The sequence below is a fragment of the Pantoea sp. Ft-CA_14 genome, from assembly GCF_024520875.1.
In the GTDB taxonomy this organism is placed as follows: Bacteria; Pseudomonadota; Gammaproteobacteria; order Enterobacterales; family Enterobacteriaceae; genus Pantoea; species Pantoea agglomerans.
Window position 1 is genome coordinate 44,057 of sequence record NZ_JALNPM010000017.1, and the last position, 20,534, is coordinate 64,590.

At 55.1% G+C, this 20,534-nt stretch carries 22 protein-coding genes; 7 read left to right on the forward strand and 15 right to left on the reverse strand.

Features of this window, described 5'->3' with window-relative positions; all coding sequences use genetic code 11:
* Positions 1–63 precede the first annotated feature (63 nt).
* From rpmB to mutM, 3 genes are all read left to right on the forward strand, one after another.
* Complete coding sequence (gene rpmB, locus NR195_RS20605; protein WP_006121249.1) at positions 64–300, forward strand: 50S ribosomal protein L28; 237 nt, start codon at positions 64–66, stop codon at positions 298–300.
* Between the two features lie 19 nt (positions 301–319).
* A complete protein-coding gene (rpmG, locus tag NR195_RS20610; RefSeq protein ID WP_003024094.1) occupies positions 320–487 on the forward strand; it encodes a 50S ribosomal protein L33 in 168 nt (55 codons plus the stop codon).
* A gap of 69 nt (positions 488–556) precedes the next feature.
* Positions 557–1,366 carry a bifunctional DNA-formamidopyrimidine glycosylase/DNA-(apurinic or apyrimidinic site) lyase gene (gene mutM, locus NR195_RS20615; protein WP_256844865.1) on the forward strand — a complete coding sequence of 270 codons (810 nt, stop codon included), beginning with the start codon at positions 557–559 and terminating at the stop codon, positions 1,364–1,366.
* Here mutM and coaD read toward each other — a convergent pair.
* From coaD to rfaD, 11 genes are all read right to left on the reverse strand, one after another.
* On the reverse strand, positions 1,363–1,842 hold the full coding sequence (coaD, locus tag NR195_RS20620) for a pantetheine-phosphate adenylyltransferase (protein ID WP_010258279.1): 480 nt from the start codon (positions 1,840–1,842) through the stop codon (positions 1,363–1,365). The genes mutM and coaD overlap by 4 nt on opposite strands.
* Positions 1,839–2,615, reverse strand: coding sequence for a glycosyltransferase family 2 protein (locus tag NR195_RS20625; protein ID WP_256844866.1), 777 nt, complete (start codon positions 2,613–2,615; stop codon positions 1,839–1,841). The genes coaD and NR195_RS20625 overlap by 4 nt, the downstream gene beginning before the upstream one ends.
* Entirely contained in the window at positions 2,615–3,889 is a 1,275-nt protein-coding gene (gene waaA / locus NR195_RS20630; RefSeq protein ID WP_010672092.1) for a lipid IV(A) 3-deoxy-D-manno-octulosonic acid transferase, read from the reverse strand. Before waaA ends, NR195_RS20625 begins: the two co-directional genes overlap by 1 nt.
* A gap of 92 nt (positions 3,890–3,981) precedes the next feature.
* The gene (locus NR195_RS20635; RefSeq protein ID WP_010258274.1) at positions 3,982–5,115 is read right to left on the reverse strand and encodes a glycosyltransferase family 4 protein; all 1,134 of its coding nucleotides are present in this window, start codon (positions 5,113–5,115) and stop codon (positions 3,982–3,984) included.
* Positions 5,108–6,184, reverse strand: a complete 1,077-nt coding sequence (gene rfaQ / locus NR195_RS20640) for a putative lipopolysaccharide heptosyltransferase III (RefSeq protein WP_187506091.1) — start codon at positions 6,182–6,184, stop codon at positions 5,108–5,110. Before rfaQ ends, NR195_RS20635 begins: the two co-directional genes overlap by 8 nt.
* Before the next feature lie 73 nt (positions 6,185–6,257).
* Complete coding sequence (locus tag NR195_RS20645; protein WP_242462069.1) at positions 6,258–7,244, reverse strand: glycosyltransferase; 987 nt, start codon at positions 7,242–7,244, stop codon at positions 6,258–6,260.
* Positions 7,245–7,571: 327 nt separating this feature from the next.
* Entirely contained in the window at positions 7,572–8,576 is a 1,005-nt protein-coding gene (locus NR195_RS20650) for a glycosyltransferase family 8 protein (protein ID WP_256844867.1), read from the reverse strand.
* A gap of 9 nt (positions 8,577–8,585) precedes the next feature.
* Positions 8,586–9,662 (reverse strand): glycosyltransferase family 9 protein, encoded by a 1,077-nt coding sequence (locus NR195_RS20655; RefSeq protein WP_187506088.1) that lies wholly within the window; start codon positions 9,660–9,662, stop codon positions 8,586–8,588.
* Entirely contained in the window at positions 9,659–10,636 is a 978-nt protein-coding gene (gene rfaC / locus NR195_RS20660; protein ID WP_187506087.1) for a lipopolysaccharide heptosyltransferase RfaC, read from the reverse strand. The genes NR195_RS20655 and rfaC overlap by 4 nt, the downstream gene beginning before the upstream one ends.
* The gene (gene rfaF, locus NR195_RS20665) at positions 10,624–11,679 is read right to left on the reverse strand and encodes an ADP-heptose--LPS heptosyltransferase RfaF (protein ID WP_187506086.1); all 1,056 of its coding nucleotides are present in this window, start codon (positions 11,677–11,679) and stop codon (positions 10,624–10,626) included. Before rfaF ends, rfaC begins: the two co-directional genes overlap by 13 nt.
* A gap of 17 nt (positions 11,680–11,696) precedes the next feature.
* Positions 11,697–12,629 carry an ADP-glyceromanno-heptose 6-epimerase gene (gene rfaD, locus NR195_RS20670; RefSeq protein WP_010258257.1) on the reverse strand — a complete coding sequence of 311 codons (933 nt, stop codon included), beginning with the start codon at positions 12,627–12,629 and terminating at the stop codon, positions 11,697–11,699.
* A gap of 230 nt (positions 12,630–12,859) precedes the next feature.
* On the opposite strand from rfaD, the gene NR195_RS20675 reads away from it, so the two are divergent.
* Together NR195_RS20675 and tdh are read left to right on the forward strand one after the other, a co-directional pair.
* Complete coding sequence (locus tag NR195_RS20675; protein ID WP_187506113.1) at positions 12,860–14,056, forward strand: glycine C-acetyltransferase; 1,197 nt, start codon at positions 12,860–12,862, stop codon at positions 14,054–14,056.
* Between the two features lie 10 nt (positions 14,057–14,066).
* Positions 14,067–15,095: an L-threonine 3-dehydrogenase gene (gene tdh, locus NR195_RS20680; protein WP_010258251.1), complete on the forward strand. Its 1,029-nt coding sequence runs from the start codon at positions 14,067–14,069 to the stop codon at positions 15,093–15,095.
* 28 nt (positions 15,096–15,123) lie between these two features.
* Here the strand turns inward: tdh and NR195_RS20685 are convergent, their stop codons facing one another.
* The 4 genes from NR195_RS20685 to envC all read right to left on the reverse strand — a co-directional run bounded on the left by NR195_RS20685 (position 15,124) and on the right by envC (position 19,569).
* On the reverse strand, positions 15,124–16,035 hold the full coding sequence (locus NR195_RS20685; RefSeq protein ID WP_256844868.1) for a hypothetical protein: 912 nt from the start codon (positions 16,033–16,035) through the stop codon (positions 15,124–15,126).
* A complete protein-coding gene (locus NR195_RS20690; RefSeq protein ID WP_256844869.1) occupies positions 16,028–17,257 on the reverse strand; it encodes a glycosyltransferase in 1,230 nt (409 codons plus the stop codon). The genes NR195_RS20685 and NR195_RS20690 overlap by 8 nt, the downstream gene beginning before the upstream one ends.
* Positions 17,258–17,361: 104 nt before the next feature.
* A complete protein-coding gene (locus tag NR195_RS20695) occupies positions 17,362–18,264 on the reverse strand; it encodes a divergent polysaccharide deacetylase family protein (protein ID WP_256844870.1) in 903 nt (300 codons plus the stop codon).
* Positions 18,265–18,267: 3 nt separating this feature from the next.
* On the reverse strand, positions 18,268–19,569 hold the full coding sequence (gene envC / locus NR195_RS20700; protein ID WP_029519509.1) for a murein hydrolase activator EnvC: 1,302 nt from the start codon (positions 19,567–19,569) through the stop codon (positions 18,268–18,270).
* 252 nt (positions 19,570–19,821) lie between these two features.
* On the opposite strand from envC, the gene NR195_RS20705 reads away from it, so the two are divergent.
* Entirely contained in the window at positions 19,822–20,253 is a 432-nt protein-coding gene (locus tag NR195_RS20705; protein WP_010258234.1) for a rhodanese-like domain-containing protein, read from the forward strand.
* Between the two features lie 19 nt (positions 20,254–20,272).
* On the forward strand, positions 20,273–20,527 hold the full coding sequence (gene grxC / locus NR195_RS20710; protein WP_010258231.1) for a glutaredoxin 3: 255 nt from the start codon (positions 20,273–20,275) through the stop codon (positions 20,525–20,527).
* Positions 20,528–20,534: the final 7 nt, after the last annotated feature.

Here is a 20,534-nt window from a genome sequence, read left to right on the forward strand (position 1 = left end):
TGACGAGGCGGCCCAAACCTAATTTTTAAAGCTCGAGCTGATTTGATTTTTGGAGATATTGACATGTCACGAGTCTGCCAGGTAACTGGAAAGCGTCCGGTGACGGGTAACAACCGTTCCCACGCAATGAACGCGACGAAACGCCGTTTCCTTCCGAACCTGCACTCACACCGTTTTTGGGTTGAGAGCGAGAAGCGCTTCGTTACTCTGCGTGTATCTGTTAAAGGTATGCGTATTATTGATAAAAAGGGCATTGATACGGTGTTAGCCGATATGCGTGCCCGTGGTGAGAAGTACTAAGGTACTAAGGAACTGAATCATGGCTAAAGGTATTCGTGAGAAGATCAAGCTGGTTTCCTCTGCTGGTACAGGTCACTTCTATACCACCACGAAGAACAAACGTACTAAACCAGAGAAGCTGGAACTGAAAAAGTTCGATCCGGTTGTACGTCAGCATGTGCTCTACAAAGAAGCTAAAATTAAGTAATTTTAGTGTTCTGCTAAAAACCCGGCTCCGGCCGGGTTTTTTGTTTGTGTAAAACGCTGAGGAGAGGGTATGCCAGAGTTGCCAGAGGTTGAAACCAGCCGTCGCGGTATCGAACCGCATTTGGTCGGTGAAACCATCCTTCACGCCGTGGTGCGTAATTCACGTTTGCGCTGGCCTGTTTCGCAGGAGATCCTGGCGCTAAGCGATCAGCCGGTGCTCAGTGTGCAGCGCCGGGCGAAATATCTGCTGCTGGAGCTGCCGCATGGCTGGATCATTATCCACCTTGGCATGTCCGGTAGCCTGCGCGTGCTGTCAGAAGAGCTGCCAGCGGCGAAGCATGACCATGTTGATCTGGTCATGAGCAACGGTAAAGTGCTGCGCTACACCGACCCGCGCCGTTTTGGTGCCTGGCTCTGGAGTAGCGATCTGGCGGGCAGCAGCGTGCTGACACATCTCGGGCCGGAGCCGCTTAGCGAGGAGTTTGACGGCACTTACCTGTTTGAGAAGTCACGCGGCAAGCGGACGCTCATCAAGCAGTGGCTTATGGATAACAAAGTGGTGGTGGGCGTGGGCAACATTTACGCCAGCGAGTCACTGTTTACCGCCGGGATCATTCCCGATCGTGCTGCCGGCAGTCTGTCGCAGGCCGAAGCGGAACTGCTGGTCAATACCATCAAAGCGGTGCTGTTACGCTCCATTGAGCAGGGCGGAACCACACTGCGTGACTTCTTACAGAGCGACGGTAAACCCGGCTATTTTGCACAGCAGTTACAGGTTTATGGGCGGGCAGGCGAACCCTGCCGGGCATGCGGTACGCCGATTGTCAGCGGCAGACACGGGCAGCGCAGCACCTACTGGTGCCCGAACTGCCAGCATTAAGCCAGTTTAGCCAGCAATGCCTGATGCACCGGCGCGGGCAGGAAGGCGGTAACATCGCCGCCGTGACGCGCCACCTCTTTGACCAGCGAAGATGAGATAAACGAGAAGCCTTCAGACGGCATCAGGAAAACACTCTCCAGCGTTGGCAGCAGGTGACGATTCATCTGGGCTAGCTGCATTTCATATTCAAAGTCTGACACCGCACGCAAGCCACGAACCAGCACATTTGCCTGCTGGTCACGGGCGAAATTCGCCATCAGGTCGCTGAATCCGACCACCTCAACGTTGGGCAGATGGGCTATCACTTCACCGGCCAGCGCCACGCGCTCATCCAGGCTGAACATTGGTTTTTTGCTGGGGCTGGCGGCAACGGCAAGAATGACCTGATCAAACATCTGCGCTGCCCGCGTCACGATGTCGAGATGGCCGAGCGTCACAGGATCGAACGTTCCGGGATAGATGGCTTTCGTGATCATACTCGCCCTTTTGCCGAAGCATGATTCAGCGCCCAGAGGGCTGAATATTTATTGAAGGTATATTGCGCATTGACCACCGCCAGAATCCAGCCCTGCTTTCCGTCGAGAAAACCGGCACGCAGCAGCAGGTTTTTCATAAACGCGCCCAGCGTATGGCTGAACAGAGAAAACAGGCTGCAACGCTTACCGCGCCGATGGCGTTCCGTAGCCCAGGCTTCGGCATAAGCCAGCTGCTTGCGCTGAAAGGCGATTAAATCGCGGCAGGTCAGATGCTGCAGATCGCCGGGTAATGCCACCACCGGCGCGCCGTCACTTTGCAGTGATTCATGCACCAGATTGTCATTGTAGCGGAAGGTGCGTGGGTAGAGTCGCATGACGCGGTCAGGATACCAGCCGCTATGGCGCATAAAGCGGCCGAGAAACAGATTACTGCGGCCCAGGCTATAAACCGTACGGCTGGGTGGCGCGACCAGCACCTGCTCAATCGCGGCGCGCAGTTCAGGTGTCACGCGTTCATCCGCATCGATCATCAGAATCATGTCGCCGGTGGCATAGTGCTGCGCGCGCTGGCGCTGGATACCATAGCCCTGCCAGTCATCATTGAGGTAGACCTTCGCCCCAGCCTGCGTGGCGATCTCGACACTGTTGTCATGGCTGCCTGAGTCCAGCACGATAATTTCATCGGCCCAACTGACCGAGGCCAGGCATTCAGGCAGCAGTTCCGCTTCGTTTTTGGCGATCATCACCACGGAAAGACGTTGGCGTGCTGACATTAGTGGGCCCGTGGTGGCAGATGCGGTTCGAGTAACTGTAGCAGACGCTGTAGCGCACCCTGATTCTGGTGCAGCACGTCTACCGCATGACGTCCGTAATAACGGCGGTAATCATCATCCTGTAACAGGTTGGTGACCTCTTTTTCCAGCGAAATCACGTCGGTGACGGTGATCAGCCCCTGGCCTTCCTGCAACTTGCTGCAGATATCTTTGAAGTTCCAGATATGGGGTCCCATCAGAACCGGAAGCGCATGGGCAGCAGGCTCCAGCGGGTTGTGTCCACCCCGTTCAACCAGGCTGCCGCCGACAAAGGCCAGATCGGCAATGCCGTATAGCAGCATCAGTTCGCCCATTGAATCTCCGATGACCACCTGCGTTGAGCCAGACGGGATCTCGCCGCTGCTGCGCAGGATAAAACTGAAGCCGCGTTCCTGCGTCAGTTCACGGGCATCGTTAAAACGCTCGGGATGGCGGGGCACCAGAATCAGCAGCAGATCCGGGAAGGTCTGCAGCAGGCGGCGATGGGCATCCAGCACAATGGCCTCTTCACCTTCGTGCGTGCTGGTGGCGATCCACACCGGACGGCGCGGCGCCCACTGACGACGCAGCGTCACCGCTCTGGCGGCCAGTTCTGGCGTCACGGAAATATCAAACTTCAGGCTGCCGGTAATCGTTAGTTGAGAACGTTTCAGGCCCAGGCTCAGGAAGCGGTCGCCATCTTCCGCATTCTGCGCCGCGATAAGCGTGATGCTCTGCAACAGCCGGCGCATGAATTTACCCAGCTTGCGGTAGCCTTTGGCCGATCGGGCCGAGAGGCGGGCATTGGCGATCACCAGCGGAATATTACGCTGGTGCAGAATGCGGATAATATTCGGCCATAGCTCGGTTTCCATGATGATCACCAGGCGTGGGTTGACCGTATCCAGAAAACGATTAATCGAACCCGGCAGATCATAAGGCAGATAGACGTGATGCACATCTTTGCCAAATGCAGATTGCGCGCGTTCAGAGCCGGTAGGCGTCATGGTGGTGACGGTAATCGGCAGGGTCGGGTAACGATGACGCAGAGCGCGCACCAGCGGGATCGCAGCCAGGGTTTCACCCACAGAGACCGAGTGCAGCACAATGCCGTCGGGCTTAACTTTGCCGATACAATAGCCATAGCGTTCTGCCCAGCGTTTGCGATAGGCAGGCGCTTTACGACCGCGCAGCCACAGGCGCAGCCAAATCAGTGGCTGAATTAAGTAGAGCAATGCGGTGTAAAAGGTCGTCATAGTTACCGTTACAGCAAATTCGCGTCTAAAAGCAGATTAAAATCAGATGGCGGCATGTTATCAGAAACCCCGCATGCACTCATCCCACATTGTCAGTTGCTGCTCAGGACCTGCTGATAAAGCGAAGTCAGCGCCTGCGCCAGCCGTTGTGGACCATAAGGTTCAATTTTGCGCCGCGCCGCGTCACCCATTCGTGAATCGACGGAAAGCGCCGGTAATGCATTAACAGCCTGATTTAACCCGTTGATATCCAACGCATCACAGACGAAGCCTTCCTGACCAGCGGTAATAAATTCTGCGCCACCGCAGCCAGTACTGGTAATCACCGGTAAGCCGCAGGCCATCGCCTCCAGTACCACATTAGGAAAAGGATCGTAGAGGGTGGGCAGCAGCAGGCCATCAGCCGCGTGATAGAACGGCTGCACATCCTGCTGTACGCCGACAAAGCGCAGGCGGTCCAGACAGTTAAGCTGATTTGCCAGCTGCTGATACCGCTGCAGTTGCTTATCCTGACCCACCACAATCAGATAACGGTCGCTGGCAGCTAGCGCCTGTATCGCCGCTTTCAACCCCTTGCGTTCAAAGCCGGAGCCGACATAAATCAGTACGGTGGCCGCATCGGGCAGCGCCAGCTGCTGACGGGTGGCGCGACGTGCAGCTTCCGTGGCGGGCTGGAAACGGCTGGCATCGATAGCATTATGAATAACGTGGATTTTTCCGGCGTCGAGCGAGAAACAGCGCAGGATATCGCGCTTTACCATCTCAGAATTACAGATCACCGCTTTCAGCGTCGGAGAGTTAAACATCTCCGCTTCCGCCTGCAGGACATAGCGATGATAAGGGCTGAGCACAGCACTCAGTCGTTGCCACGATGAGACGATGCGGGCGCGCTGTTCCAGCCAGACGCGATGAACACCATCACCCGCGCGAAAAATATCACAGCCCGCGATGCGCTCGTGGCTTTGCACAATATCGAACTTTTCGCGCTCCCAGCAGGCGCGTGCTGCACGGGCAAAACCGCGCTCACGGGATACCCGGCCCAGCTTTGCAGGATTACAGATATGCAGATGCCAGTCAGGATTGGGTGTGCCCTGCCAGCTGCGGGTAATGATGTTGAGATCGAGCTGCTCGCTGCCCAGCGCTTCCAGCGCGCGCGAGATAAAACGCTCGGCACCGCCATCCGGACGATATTTCTGCCGGACAATCGCCAGCCGTAACTTACTCATTCAGATAGCTCCTCGCTGCCGCGACCACATCCTTCACCGGAATGGCCGACAGATAACGCTGGTCTGTTTTGGTGTCGATGGAATCGGGTGAGGGCAGCGGGCCATAATCCCCCGCCCAGATGACATGATTATTGTCGCCCCATGGCCGCCAGTGCTGCAGCTTGGTCGGGCCAAACAGCGCAATACAGGGCGTTTCAAGTGCGGCGGCCATGTGCATTGGTGCAGAGTCGACACCAATAAACAGCCGGGCATGATCGATAAGCGCCGCCAGCTGCGGCAGAGTAAACTGACCGGCCAGCGAAACCACATCCGGCGACGCACACAGTGCCCGAATGCGGTTGATCATTGCCAGCTCCTGTTTGTCCGGCCCGGCGGTCAGCACCACTTTGCGGCCCGGCTGCGCCAGCTGATCGAGCGTGGCAGCAACGCTCTCCTCTTCCCAGCATTTAAAGCCCCAGCGTGAGGTCGGCTGCACCACAATATAGGGCGCGGTTACCTGGTGTTCTGCCAGTCGGGTCAGCACAATTTGCTGGTCAGCGTCGCTGTAGTGCATTGAGACACGTGCGCCGTCGCTGCTGATGCCGAGGGGTGCCAGCGCCGACATATTCTGCTCAACGGTATGCAGCTTGCTGTGATTGTGTGTGGAGACCAGCTGATTGTGACACCATCGCCACAGGACGTTATCACGTTTTTTATAGGCAAAACCGATGCGAACGGGTGCCGCAGAGAGCCGCGTAATCAGGGCAGCCCGCCACTGATCGGCCAGATTAATCACCAGATCATAATGGGCGGCACGTATGGCGCGAATTAATGCACGCTCATGGCCCAGCTTGCGCAAGGTGCCCTCCTGCTTCCATTTACGATCGATGACGTGCAAATGGCGGATAGCCGGATGCGCTTCCAGCATCGGACGCGTCTCCTGATAGAGCAACACGTCGATGCTGGCCTGCGGATAACGCTCATGAAGCGCATTGATGGCGGGCGTTGTGAGCAGCATGTCACCATGATGGCGCAGCTTAATCAGTAATATATTTTTTGGAGAGATGTTTGCTGGAGTCAGGCTGGCCATAAACAAGAGTTCTCAGAATTCAGTGAACCGATTGTAGGGCAAACCCTTTTTAGGATAAAGCCAGCCTCAAAGGTTATTTATCACGCCAGCGATAGAGCCGGGCCAGCCACAACAGCAACTGATACCACTGCTTAATTCCCCGGGCGTTGCGTAACATGCGCAGGTGTGTCCGGGTGGCGAACAGCTCGGCAATGATTGCCTGGCGTGCGCGGGCGTCAGGCTCACGTCTTACACTGTGGCAAACGCTGAGCGCTTCATGGGTCACCTGATAGTGAAACGACGGGTAGATCTTCACGCGGTCACGATAGCGGTCATTGAGCTCTTCCAGCAGTCGCGCAATCTTCATGTAGTGACGCTGATACTCTACGTTGCGCTCGCCGGTACGTTTGCGATTGCTGATTGAGGCGTCGTGCATATAGTAGCGATAGAGTACCGCTTCGGTATAACGCACGCGTTTTGCCAGCAGCATAAACTCGGTGGTCCAGGGAATATCCTGATGATGCAGGCCGGGTTCAAACTGCAACTGATGCTGCTCAATCAGTTCCCGGCGATAGATGCCCAGCCAGACCACATGCATATAACGATGGGTTTTCAGTGCGGTATTCAGCCAGTCGGCACCGCTCAGTACCGGCGTGCTGCGCAGGCGATCCAGCGGAATCAGCGGCTTTACCCGCTGGCTGTGTTTGAAAAACCACTCGGCGTTGCACTGTGCCGCATCCAGATTATCTGCCTCCGCCAGCGTCACCAGCGTCTGATACATATCGGGTTGCATGGTGTCATCCGCATCAGGGAAGGTGACATATTTCCCGCGGGCAATCGCCAGCCCGGCGTTACGGGCGCGCGAGACGCCGCCATTTTCCTGATGAATCACACGAATGTAAGAATGCTGCTGTGCATACTGATCGGCGCGCTCGCCTGAGCCATCGGTTGAACCGTCATCGACGATAATGATCTCAAGCAGAGTCAGCGTCTGCGCCAGCAGTGACTGCATGAACTCATCAAACATGCTGCCCGCATTGTACATCGGGGTAATGATACTCAGCAGAGGAGAAGTACTCATGACAATATCTGCACCAGCATTGTATTCACTGCGAAAGGGCGTTGCCTCGTCATAAATCATTTCCAAATCAGCAGAGTGAAATCAGGGAGTTCACAATTATAAAACGATGTTGCATCCCTGCTTTACTAAAAACCACGCCCGACAACAATAATGCGCTATATGCGCTTTTTTTACGCAATGTGGCCGTGCAGGTAAACAGATTATTATGCCGGCTTGCTGTCAGCGTCGTTATTACAGAGGTCGTGGCAAATAGCCGGCGGGATAAATGACGGGAAAGTCAGGCGCTGAAATAACAGCGCCCGCATCAATCTGATAAACCTGAGTGTGTTATTGCTCACTCTGCTTAAAAAACTTGAGACTGACATACTTCATCATCCAGTTCAGGCTTTCAGCATACTGTTTCTGATGCCATTTTACGCGGGCGAATCGCTTCATCTCTTTATAATGCTTTGGCGTATCAAGCGGTTGTGAAGCCCAGGGTGAGCGCTGGTAATAGCTGTAGTAGCGGTGGGAAAGATCGCTGCCAGCCCATGCATGCCAGGGTTTGCATTTACCGGTGTAGTGAATCATCACCGTCTCTTCTGGCACGCCCGTGTGATCCCATACTTTATTGGCGATGATGTCATAAATGTGGTTATAGCGGTCTGGCAGGATCAGGACCTCATCCTCCAGCACGATATTCAGCGCATCCTGATCGGGAAAACCAAACTCTGCGCCCCGCGTTACCAGCACGTCGGTAATGCGCGCGGTGGTCTGCCTTTCGAGCCAGCGTGGAATATTAATCAGCATAAAACCGGAGTTGAAATAGTGGTGATGCTTCAGCCCCAGCCTTGCGCACTGGTTATGTCGCGCTCGCGGTGTGTCATTACAGGCCGCCAGCGTGTAATCAGTGATATCCAGCGTGAACAGGGGAGAGTAGTCGCCCACCACCAGGGTGTCAGCATCAATATAGATCACCCGATCGCTGTAGCTCGCCACGGTTTCCGGGATCAGGAAACGGTAGTGGATACTTTTGGGATAGCGTCCGACCGCAGGCAGCTGATCAACCCAGGCACGGTTAAAGATATGCAGCGTGATCGCCAGACGATGGCCCGTGGCCAGTGAACGCAGTTTTTCCACATCCTCTTCGCAAAGCGAGTCTGAAAAAACATGGGCGTGGAAAGCGGTATCAGGATGATGGCTGAGAAGTGAAAACAACGTAATGCCCAGGCCACGCGCGTAGGCGTAGTTGATGCCAAACGCAACATGAACCGGATTATCATCCGTGTCAGCAAGCGTGTTAACCAGCAGCTGACTTTGCTGAACGGCCTCAGCAAGAGGGGTAATTGCCATTACGCTTCACTATTCCAGATTATGAGTAATAAACGTTTGTATTCTAGTCAGTTTATCGTGATCCAGCCCGAATAATTTTTCAGCAGGCTGATCAAACTGAAAACGGGTGGCAAAAACGAACGTCGACGCAGCAATATTATCCGGTCCGATAAACAAAACGTTATTGACCGGACGCTGTTCCCGGACTTCACACGGGCCATAAAGCATGATCACCGGTATCTGCTGCGCATCCGCAATATAAGCATTGCCAGAGTCAGAGGAGATGTAGAAATCCATCTGTGCAATGGCCCACGGAACCTCTTCCAGTTTTAGCTCACCAATCAGACTGACGATATTGTCTTTCGGGCCGGTCAGGCTCAGTAACTCATCCAGCCACGGCTGCTCAGCCGGTGGGCCAAACACATAAAAGGTGCAGGGCAGGTCAGCCAGTGACGCCATCAGCTGCTGCCAGATGCTGGCAGGAATGGTTTTAGCCCGATTTCCGGCAGAAATACTGATGCCAATTTTAATACCGCTGCGCGGATTAAGCAGCGCGGCGGGCGGCGCAGGCGGCTGCCAGAGCGGTGAGGTCGCATGCTTAGGGAAATCGGTGTTGCGGTAGTCACGATTAATCAGCTTCAGGTAGCTGTCGAGCGTTAAATCCGTTTTGGTGTGGTCGACAATACCGCTGGCGCTGCGATAGAAGGTCTTATGGTAGGACTTACGCACATAGGTGCGCAGAAACTGCTTGTTCGGTGCGTTGCAGAGCGCGGCGAAAAACAGGTTCACGCTGTTTGGCTGCACCAGATAGACGTTGTCATAGCGGTTCATCAGAGTGAACGCGAGCTTCAGTTTGGCAAAAAAGCTGCGCTTCGCCTCTTCAATCAGGAAATAGCGGCTGACCGTGTCATCGTGACGCGCCAGCGGCTCCACCGCTTTGCTGATCAGCAACTCAGACTGACCCAGTGCGCGCAGCATCGGGGTGATATTAATAAAATCACCAATCTTCGCCGTCTGGATGATCAGGCTGCGTCCGGTTGGCCGGTAAAACAGCCGCATTATGGCCCGGAAAGGCAGCAACAGCAGGTAGATCAGCACATAGTTCATGGCATGTTTTCCGTAATAACGGCCTGCAGTTTCTCTGCCACCGTGTCAGCAGTCAGCTCTGCCAGGTTATGATTCGGGGCGCTCAGTGCCTGTTGGTTCTGCCCGTAACCGCCAATCAATCCAGGATCGGTCGGACCATACAGCGTGAGGTTAGGGCGATCCAGTGCCGCCGTCAGATGGCTCAATCCGGTATCCACTGAGACCACCGCCCGTGCGCCCGCCAGCTGTTGTGCTATCGCTTCCAGCGTCAGCTTAGGCAGCACATCGACATGCTCAAATCCTTCTGCAAGGCGCTGCGCACGCTGATGCTCATGTTCAGCACCCCAGGGCAATTTCACCCGCAACCCGCTGGGCTGCATCTGCTCAATCAGCTCTCGCCAGTGTGATTCCGGCCAGTGCTTGTTGTCACGCGTTGTGGCATGCAGAAAGACCAGGTAATGATGTGCGTCAGCGGGCAGATGATGCAGGAAGTGTCCGGCAATCGCGTAGTCACCCTGACTTTGCGGCTTTTCATAGCCCAGGCTTTTGGCGAACAGTTCGCGCGTCCGCTCAACCGCGTGCTGTCGCTTACTGACCTCATGGCGGATGTCATACCACCAGCTGGCGAACGGCTCACGCGCGCTACGGCTGTCCTGCCCATGTTTCACCCCTTTCGATAAGCGGGTGACCAGCGCGGCACTTTTGATCAGGCCCTGTGCATCAATCACGATATCGTACTCACGTGACTGTAACGCGCGCTTAAACAGCACGCGCTCTTCACGCTGCTGACTGCCAAACCAGTGTTTGCGCCAGCGGCGAATCGCAACCGGTAACACCTTATCTACTGCGGGATGCCAGCCAGGGATCTGTGCGAAATTCTCTTCCACTACCCAGTCGAAACGGATGCCGGGAATGGCATGAATTGCATCGGTCAGTGCCGGGAGCGAATGCAGCACATCGCCCATTGACGAAGTTTTAACAATCAGGACGTGCATGGCACCTCCTGTGGCGCGAGCAGTTCGCTCAGCGTCTGATGTACACGTTCAGGCTGAATATCGATCAGGCTCTGGTGATAGCCCTGTTCGGCATCGCCTTTGCGCACTTTATGATAGCCGGTAATCAGGCGAATAATTCGCGCCTGCTTTGCCAGCGGCGGCGTAAAGTCAGGGCTGCTTGGTCCATAGAGCGCCACCAGTGGACGATCCAGCGCCGCGGCGATATGCATCAGGCCGGAGTCGTTGCTGACCACGGCACGGCATTGCGCCAGCAAAATCACCGCCTGTTCCAGCTGAGTTTCACCCGCCAGATTACGGCAGTGGCCGCGAGCCTCTTCGGGCAGCGTCGCGATAATCTCTTCGCCGGTCGGGCGATCTTTGGCGGAGCCAAACAGCACGATCTGAAAGCCTTCAGCAATCAACTGGCGGGCCAGCGTGGCGTAGTGATAGTGCGGCCAGCGTTTGGCCGGACCAAATTCAGCGCCCGGACAAAAACCGATGACCGGACGGGTCGCGGCGAGCTGAAACTGTGCGGCCGTTTCAATTTTTTCCTGCTCTTCAACCTGCAGTTTTGGCCACAACAGCGGCTGTGGCAGCTGCGCCGCCGAAGCAACAGGTGTGTCGTAGCCCAGCGCAACGTAGCGCTCAACCATCAGCGGAAACGCGGCTTTATCCAGCACCCGCAAATCATTCAGCAGGCCATAGCGCATTTCACCGCGCCAGCCGACGCGGCGTTTTATTCCGGCAAAGAAGGGGACCAGCGCCGACTTGAAGGAGTTAGGCAGCACATAAGCACGGTCGTAGTGACTGGCGCGCAGCACTTTGCCCAACCGGCGACGCTCACCGATTTCCAGTGCGCCATGCCCAAGCGGCATCGCCAGCGCCTGATTCACCTCCGGCATGCGTGACAACAACGGACGGCACCATGCAGGTGCCATCACGTCAATCACCGCATCGGGATGTTCGGCCTTGAGGGTGCGATAGAGACTTTGCGACATCATCATATCGCCGACCCACGACGGGCCGATTACCAGAATTTTCATCGCCGGAGCAGCTTCCTTTATGCGTTACGGTTCAGCCAGACCATATAGTCAGCGACGCCCTGCGCCACCGTTTTAAATGGCTTGTCGTAGCCGGCCGCACGCAGCTTAGTGAGATCGGCCTGAGTATAGGCCTGGTACCGTCCTTTGAGTTTTTCCGGGAACGGGATGTACTCGATCTGACCTTTCTGGTGGAACTTCAGTACTGCGTCAGCCACTTCCTGGAAGGACTCGGCGCGGCCTGTGCCACAGTTGTAAATCCCGGAGACGCCATTTTCCCAGCACCACAGGTTCACTTCCGCAACATCATCAACGTGGATGAAATCACGTTTAAAGCCGTCGCTGCCTTCAAACAGTTTTGGATTTTCATCGTTGCTGATCTGCGTGTTCAGATGGAAGGCAACGCTTGCCATGCTGCCCTTGTGGCCTTCACGCGGTCCATAGACGTTGAAATAGCGGAAGCCGCATACCGGCGAGTTCGCTTCCGGCAGCATCTGACGGACGTAATGGTCGAACAGCATCTTGGAGTAGCCATAAACATTAAGCGGCTGCTCATACTGACGCTCTTCAATGAAATTCTCGTTGCGTCCGCCGTAGGTCGCTGCGGAAGAAGCGTAGAGGAACGGGATCTCGCGCTCAAGACAGAAGTGCAGCAGCTCTTTGGAGTACTGATAGTTGTTCTCCATCATGTACTTGCCATCCCACTCGGTGGTGGAGGAGCAGGCGCCCTGATGGAACACCGCTTCGATCGGGCCTAAATCATCGCCCGCCATCACGCTCATCAGGAACTCTTCTTTGTCCATGTAATCGACGATATCCAGGTCGACTAAATTGGCAAACTTGGTGCCATCCTTCAGATTATCCACCACCAGAATGTCGGTGTGACCGCGATCGTTCAGCGCTTTGACGATGTTGCTGCCAATCATTCCTGCGCCGCCAGTTACGATAATCATGTTGTTACCTTCAACGTTGTGGGGTGAAACAGGAGGTTTCACACACGAATACCTCACATCATAACATTTCATCAGGGTGCAGACAGCCAGATGACTCTGTAACGCTTTGTGCGTACATCCTTGCGGCGTGAACTATGCTGCAAAAATGACATTCTGTTGGGCGATTTATCGTGAAGAAGCGGCCTGTTCAGTAAGATATGCCAGATTTTTGCCATCTGAGGAGAGCAATGATGCCTGCGCAATTTTATCAACAACTTCGTCAGCAACTTGATGATGCACGTCAGGAAGGACTGTTTAAACAGGAGCGGATCATCACCTCTGCCCAGCAGACGGAGATCGTGGTTGGCGGCGCTCCGGCGGTGATTAACTTCTGTGCCAATAACTACTTAGGTTTAGCGAACCATCCGGCGCTGATTCAGGCGGCGAAAGAGGGGATGGATTCGCATGGTTTTGGTATGGCGTCGGTGCGCTTTATTTGCGGCACGCAGGATAGTCATAAGCAGCTGGAAAAGCGGCTGGCAGACTTTCTCGGCATGGAGGATGCCATTCTTTACTCCTCCTGTTTCGATGCCAATGGCGGCCTGTTTGAAACCCTGCTTGATGCGCAGGATGCCGTCATCTCTGATGCGCTGAACCACGCTTCCATTATCGATGGCGTCCGGCTGTGCAAAGCGCAGCGTTACCGCTATGCCAATAACGATATGGCGCAGCTGCGCGCCTGCTTGCAGGAAGCGCGCGCTAAAGGCGCGCGTCATATTCTGATCGCCACCGATGGGGTCTTCTCAATGGATGGGGTAATTGCGAATCTGCCCGCTATCTGCGATCTGGCCGACGAGTTCTCTGCGCTGGTGATGGTGGATGATTCCCATGCGGTGGGCTTTGTCGGGAACGCCGGACGCGGAACCCATGAATATTGCGATGTGATGGGCCGGGTCGACATCATTACCGGCACGCTGGGTAAAGCGCTGGGTGGCGCCTCCGGTGGCTACACCGCAGCAAAAGCAGAAGTGGTGGAGTGGCTGCGCCAGCGTTCCCGTCCCTATCTGTTCTCTAACTCGCTGGCCCCGGCCATTGTTGCCGCCTCGCTGCGGGTGCTGGATCTGCTCAGCGAAGGCGACGGGCTGCGTCAGCGTCTGTGGGACAACGCCCGTTACTTCCGGGAGCAGATGACGGCGGCGGGCTTTACGCTGGCGGGAGCCGATCACGCCATTATCCCGGTGATGCTGGGTGAAGCCAGCGTCGCCCAGGAGTTCGCCCGCCTGCTGCAACAGGAAGGCATCTACGTTACCGGCTTCTTCTATCCGGTGGTGCCAAAAGGTCAGGCACGCATTCGCACCCAAATCTCTGCGGCGCATACCCAGCAACAGCTGGAACGTGCGGTGGCGGCCTTTACCCGTATCGGCAAACAACTGGGCGTTATCGCCTGAGGAGTCCGTCATGAAAGCACTCGCCAAACTGAAGAAGGAAACGGGCATCTGGATGGTGACCGATGCGCCAGTTCCGGAGCCGGGCCACAACGATTTGCTGATTAAGATTCGCAAAACCGCTATCTGCGGTACCGATGTCCATATCTACAACTGGGATGACTGGTCGCGCAAAACCATTCCGGTACCGATGATTGTCGGTCATGAATATGTGGGGGAAGTGGTTGCGATAGGACAGGAAGTGAAAGGCTTTACGATTGGCGATCGGGTCTCGGGCGAGGGGCATATCACCTGCGGACATTGCCGTAATTGCCGTGCCGGGCGAACGCATTTATGCCGTAACACAATGGGTGTAGGCGTTAACCGGCAGGGCTGTTTTGCAGAGTATCTGGTTATCCCGGCCTTCAATGCGTTCAAAATTCCTGACAACATTTCCGATGAGCTGGCGGCAATCTTTGATCCATTTGGCAACGCCGTGCATACCGCGCTATCGTTCGATCTGGTGGGTGAGGATGTACTGATCTCCGGCGCGGGTCCTATCGGCATCATGGCCGCCGCGGTCTGTCGCCATGTCGGCGCACGTAACGTGGTGATCACGGACATCAATGAGTATCGTCTGTCACTGGCGCGCAAAATGGGCGTCACGCGCGCGGTCAATGTGGCGAATGAGGATCTGCGAGACGTGATGCACTCGCTGGGCATGACAGAAGGATTCGATGTCGGGCTGGAGATGTCTGGTGCACCGCCTGCCTTCCGTTCATTGCTGGAGGTAATGAATCACGGAGGGCGGATTGCACTGCTGGGCATCCCGCCGGGTGAAATGGCGATCGACTGGAACCAGGTGATCTTCAAAGGGCTTTTTATCAAGGGCATTTATGGCCGGGAGATGTTTGAAACCTGGTATAAAATGGCGGCGCTGATCCAGTCCGGGCTTGATTTAACGCCGGTTATTACCCATCGCTATGGAATCGACGATTTCCAGCAGGGCTTTGATGAGATGCGTTCTGGACGCTCGGGAAAGGTGATACTGAGCTGGGATTAAAACAACGGCCGCCAGGGCGGCCGCATGATTAGCTTTGTTTTTTCTCTTCATCGGTCAGGTAGCGCACTTTGCGCGTGTAGTCCTGGCCTTTAAAGTTCAGCGGCTGTTGCGGATCGGCGAGGTATTTTTGCCATTCCGACAGCGGAAAGCCGCCATGTGCGCCTACCACTTCAGGCGGGATCACCGCCGACTGACCGCCAATTTTCTTTGAGACCGGCCAGTTAGCCCATTCGCCCAGATTGACGGTTTTAATATCCAGCATGTCCAGCAACACCGCGAGCGGCAGCTGGTCAGTAGGCGGCTGGCTGTCGTTCATTAAATTCCAGGTATCATTAAACAGCGTCAGCCACAGCGGCGAAATGCGCTGCCAGACCTCACGGGTGGCCGCCAGGTAAGCCCCATTCACGTGATCCACCAGCCAGGGCCGGATACTGTGCGGGTAGTAGGCGGGAATCGCCTCTTCCGGGGCATCAGCCAGCTTGGCAATCATTTTCCCCTGACGAAAACTGGAATAGAGATGGCCGGGCTTCATCATAATCTCGGGCATCTTAAGCAGATTGAGGTCGGAATCGATCATCAGAATGCCGTCGCCTTTTGCCTGTAAGGGCGCCTGCAATTTAATCAAACGACTGCGATAGATCTGCTTGTAGCGATAGCTCTCTTCCCGATGCGGGACATCCAGCGTCGCCACGCGGGTTTTTACTGGCAGGCTGCCAAAGGCGTGAGCCGGCTGATCGCTGACAATTACGATCTCTTCAGCCTCTGTCGCAAAGCGTGCCGCAAAATCGGCACTGAGCAGGGCTTCTTCAATAAAGTCCGCGCCGGTGCAGGGGATCACGACAGAAGTGACCGGTACAGTGCCCTGAACCTCTTTTTGCGAATAAGGCAGGTTATGACTCGCCCTGATATGGCGATAACGGGGATTTAAAAAATTAAGCATGAGGTTTCTTTTCCACGACGCTTTGCAAAATATTCTCGACGCCGCTGATATAAGTTTCAATAGCGTACTGTTCACGTACGCGTTTCGCTGCCGCATTGATCAGGCGTTGACGTAAATCCGCATCCTGCCACAGCGCGGTCAGATGCTGGGTCAGTTGCACCACGTTGCCATAATCAAACAGCAGCCCGGTTTCGTCATGACTGATCAATTCGGCAGTGCCGACCACGCGGGATCCCACTACGGCGGTATTCACCAGCATCGCCTCCAGCACAACCCTTGGTAAGCCCTCACTGCGTGAGGCAAGAATAAACGCATCAAAGGCGGTGAGGTAATCCAGCGCGTTGTTCTGAAAGCCTGTAAAGACCACATGCTGCTGGATGTTCTCTGCGGTAGCGAGTTGCAGCAGATGCTGAAGTTCCGGACCCGCTCCGACCACCACCATCTTCCAGTCGGCATCGGGATTAGCACGTTTAAAACGGCCCAGTGCCTGCAGAATATGGTGATTAGATTTACGCAATATCAGCGAGCCGATCGTGCCAAACACAAAAGTCGAAGGGGAGAGTTTAAAGCGCTGGCGTACTTCAAGGCGGTCGGGCAGAGGCTGGTGGATGTCGATAGCGTTATTGACGGTAAAACAGCGTTCCGCATCAACCCCGTGGCTGCGCAGGGTGTTATTCACGCCCTGCGACACGGCAATGATCGCCTGGCAATCCTGATTGACCATGCTGACCAGCCGCGGTTCCAGAACCGGATCGATACGGCAGTGTTGCACTACCGCAACATCCAGGCTGCGCGCCGCCAGATAACCTTCCACATTGGTGCTGGGCTGGTTATTCATATAGAGCGTGTCAAACTTCCCCAGCTGCAGCAGTGAATTGATTTTGCTGGCGTTGGGCATAATGCGCCAGTGTGTATCAATTTCATCGATAGCGCGCTTCTTGAGCTTTTTATTGAAAAACAGCAGTGCCCGCGCGACTTCTTTAACAAACTTTGCCCAGCGTGGTTGCGTGATTTGCGGAATAAAAAAGACCGGGATAGCCAGCGCATTCAGCGTGGCCTCAATGGTTTCGTCGTTGCCACGGCTGTAGTTGTGATAGAAGCAGCAGGTGATATCAAACTTTTGACGATCGATACGCTTCAACAGCTCCAGCATACTGTTGGTGCCGCCGCCCCACTCTCTGCCGTTATCCAGCAGCAGGATTTTTTGTTTAATAATCGTCATCCCTATCACTGTTCCTGCACAGCCTGTTATTGCCCGACCCAGGATTATAGTAATTTCTGCGTATAAATGAACGCTAAGCTGAACACTTAGCATTCATAGCAAATTCAGAACAGATTTTTTAGCGTGTTAAACAGCGGGCTGTTATTCACACTTTCCGCTATTACCGTTAAGGCTCGGGTGGCAGGAACCGGCGCCAGCGGCTGTTTCGGCTTACACAGGTCTGCAGGCTGGAAGCGCGGTGTCACCGGTTTTGCCGGCGACACAGGCGGCCGTGAGCCGCTGTGCAGTGATTCGTTCAGCAGCTGACTGGGACGAACCAGCGTAACGTCGGCTGGCAATGTGGGTAACATCTGCTGCAGCACCCGCACGGTGTTAGGGTGGGGATGACCAATGGCAATGGCGTAACCGTCGCGCTGCGCCAGTTTCACCGCCCGACTGAACTGCTGGCGGATGGCATTAATATCCTGGCTGTCATCCAGAAATACCCGGCGTTTTAATACCCTGACCTGGGTGCCCTGTGCGGCAGGAACAGCCTGACTGTTAGCGATGGTCATGCTATCCAGAAAGTAGAGATTGTAGTGGTTCAGCGCCTGCATCACTTTCTGCATGCCGGGCAGGCTGGAGGTCATCCTGCTGCCCATATGGTTGTTCAGACCTACGGCATAAGGCACGTTGTTAACCGCATTGCGCATGATGCGGGTAACTTCTTCGCTGCTCATCTCCGGCGTTAAGGTATCTTTTTCCAGCGGCTGCTTGCTCAGCGGCGCCATGGGCAGATGGATCAACACTTCGTGACCACTCTGGTGCGCTTTGGTGGCCATTTCACGGGCATGTGGCGCGTTGGGCAAAACCGCCACTGAAATGGCCTGCGGCATCTGCAGGACCTTGTTCTCTTCGGCAGGGCGATAGCCTACGTCATCGATGACAATGGCCAGTTTGCCCGCCTGCGCAGCGTAGCTCAACAGCAGGGTGCTCAACAGAACGGGGATTTTTCGAAGTTGCAGCAAAACCTATTTTCCTAACCACGGGAGTGGATTGACGGCCTGTCCCTGACGTCGGATTTCAAAATAGAGCGACGGAGTACCGCGGCCACCACTGGTGCCCACCAGTGCGATAGGCTGTCCTGCCTTCACCTGCGTACCCACGCTCACCAGCGCACTTTGGTTGTAGCCATACAGGCTCATATCGCCTTTACCATGTTCCAGCACGACCACCAGGCCGTAGCCCTGTAACCAGTCGGCCATCAGCACGCGGCCATCGGCGATAGCTTTCACCTCGGTACCTTCGCGCGCATCAATCACCAGTCCTTTCCAGCGCAGTTCACCCTGCAGCTGTTCACCAAAACGATGTTCAATGCGTCCGCGTACCGGCCACAAGGCCTGCCCGCCCGCGCGACCAAGTCCACCGGTGCGCGCCACCAGTTCGCGTTCGCTCTGGGTCGGCTGATAGCTGGAGCCTTTGGCTTTCGCCTGCGCCTGACGCTGACGCACTTTTTCCGCCTCACGCGCTTCACGGGCGGCGCGCTCGCGCGCCTCGCGTTCCGCACGGGCGATCTTATCCTGCAGACGGCTTTCGTTCTGACGCATCTCGACCAGATCGGCCTGATCTTTTTCCAGCGCGCTTTCCAGTGTCGTCAGGGTTTTTTTCCGCGCTTCGCTCGCCTGTTGCAGCTTCTGCTGCTGGCCCTGCTGCTGCGCTAATAAGCCTTTCTGCTGCTGTTGCTTCTGCTCCAGCGTGGCGCGTTGCTGAGCCAAATCCTGACGCGTCTGTTGCAGCGATTCGATACTTTTCTGGCGCGCCGCATTCAGATAGCCGAAATAGGCCAGAATACGCTCGCTGCGCTGACTCTCTTCACCGCCCATCAACAGCTGTACACCGTTGTGCTTACCCTGACGAAACGCCGCATCAAGCTGCTCTGAAAGCAGGTTTTCCTGTTGGGTTTGCTGTTTTTCAAGGCGGGCGATGGAGGTGGCAAGCTGTTTGATTTCGTCATTCAGGGCGTTGAGGCTATTGCGGGTGTCACGCAACTGACGGCTCGCCTGAGCGATGATTTTTTCCTGGCTCTGCAACTGATCCAGTAATTTGCTGCGCTGCAACTTTTGCGCTTTAACGCTTTTCTCTTTTTCAGCGATGTTTTGCTGAATAGATTGCAGCTGAGATTTGCTGTCTTCTGCACTAACGGCGGCGGCAGGCAATAACAGTGCCCCCGCACAAAGCAGGCTAAGGGAGAGGCTGGACAAGTGTGTGAACAACGGCAGGTTATCGCCGTTGGGACGGGTCCTTGTGTGCGAAACGGTTGTTTTTCCCTTCATAGGCCAATGATTATTCCACGATGAACCGCCGCTTACCAGTGCTCCCCACTGGCATTTGCTTTTCCAGTTATGTCCACTTTCACAATGACATGGATTAAGCCTTACGCCATTTTTGCTATTCAGCCACTTTTTTTGGAAAATGAAGCACAAATCGATACTCTGGCCGCATAGCATCTGTACATGCGAAGTGGCGCAGGTATACTCAGAACCCTTGTTTTAGCTTATTAGCCCGGTCTGGAGTCGTTACCCCTCATGCAAGAAATTATGCAGTTTGCAAGCAATCACCCCATCCTGAGTCTGGCATGGGTCGTTTTACTCGTTCTGGTGATTGTGACTACCGTTAAAGGAATGTTCTCTAAGGTAAAAACGATCAGTCGCGGTGAAGCAACCCGCCTGATTAACAAAGAGGACGCGGTAGTTGTAGACGTGCGTTCGCGCGACGATTTCCGCAGAGGCCATATTTCAGGTGCGCTGAATGTCGCAGCCGCTGAGATTAAAAAAGGCAACATCGACGAACTGGCAAAGCATAAAGCGCAGCCCATAATTGTGGTGTGTGCAACCGGACAAAGCGCGGGTGATTCTGCTGCGCATCTCAGCGCGGCCGGCTTTGAGCGGGTTTCAGTGCTGAAAGATGGTATCAGTGGCTGGAGCGGCGAAAATCTGCCGTTAGTTCGCGGCAAATAATCTTACAGAGGTGCTGATCATGGCAAATGTTGAAGTGTATACCAAGGCGACCTGTCCTTACTGCCATCGGGCGAAGGCGCTGTTAACGCAAAAAGGCGTATCGTTTCAGGAGATCCCCATTGATGGAGACATGGCGAAACGCGAAGAGATGATCAAGCGTAGCGGCCGCACCACCGTGCCTCAGATTTTTATTGATGCGCAGCACATTGGTGGCTGCGACGACTTATTCGCACTCGATAATCGCGAAGGTTTAGATCCCTTACTGCAGGCGTAATTTTACG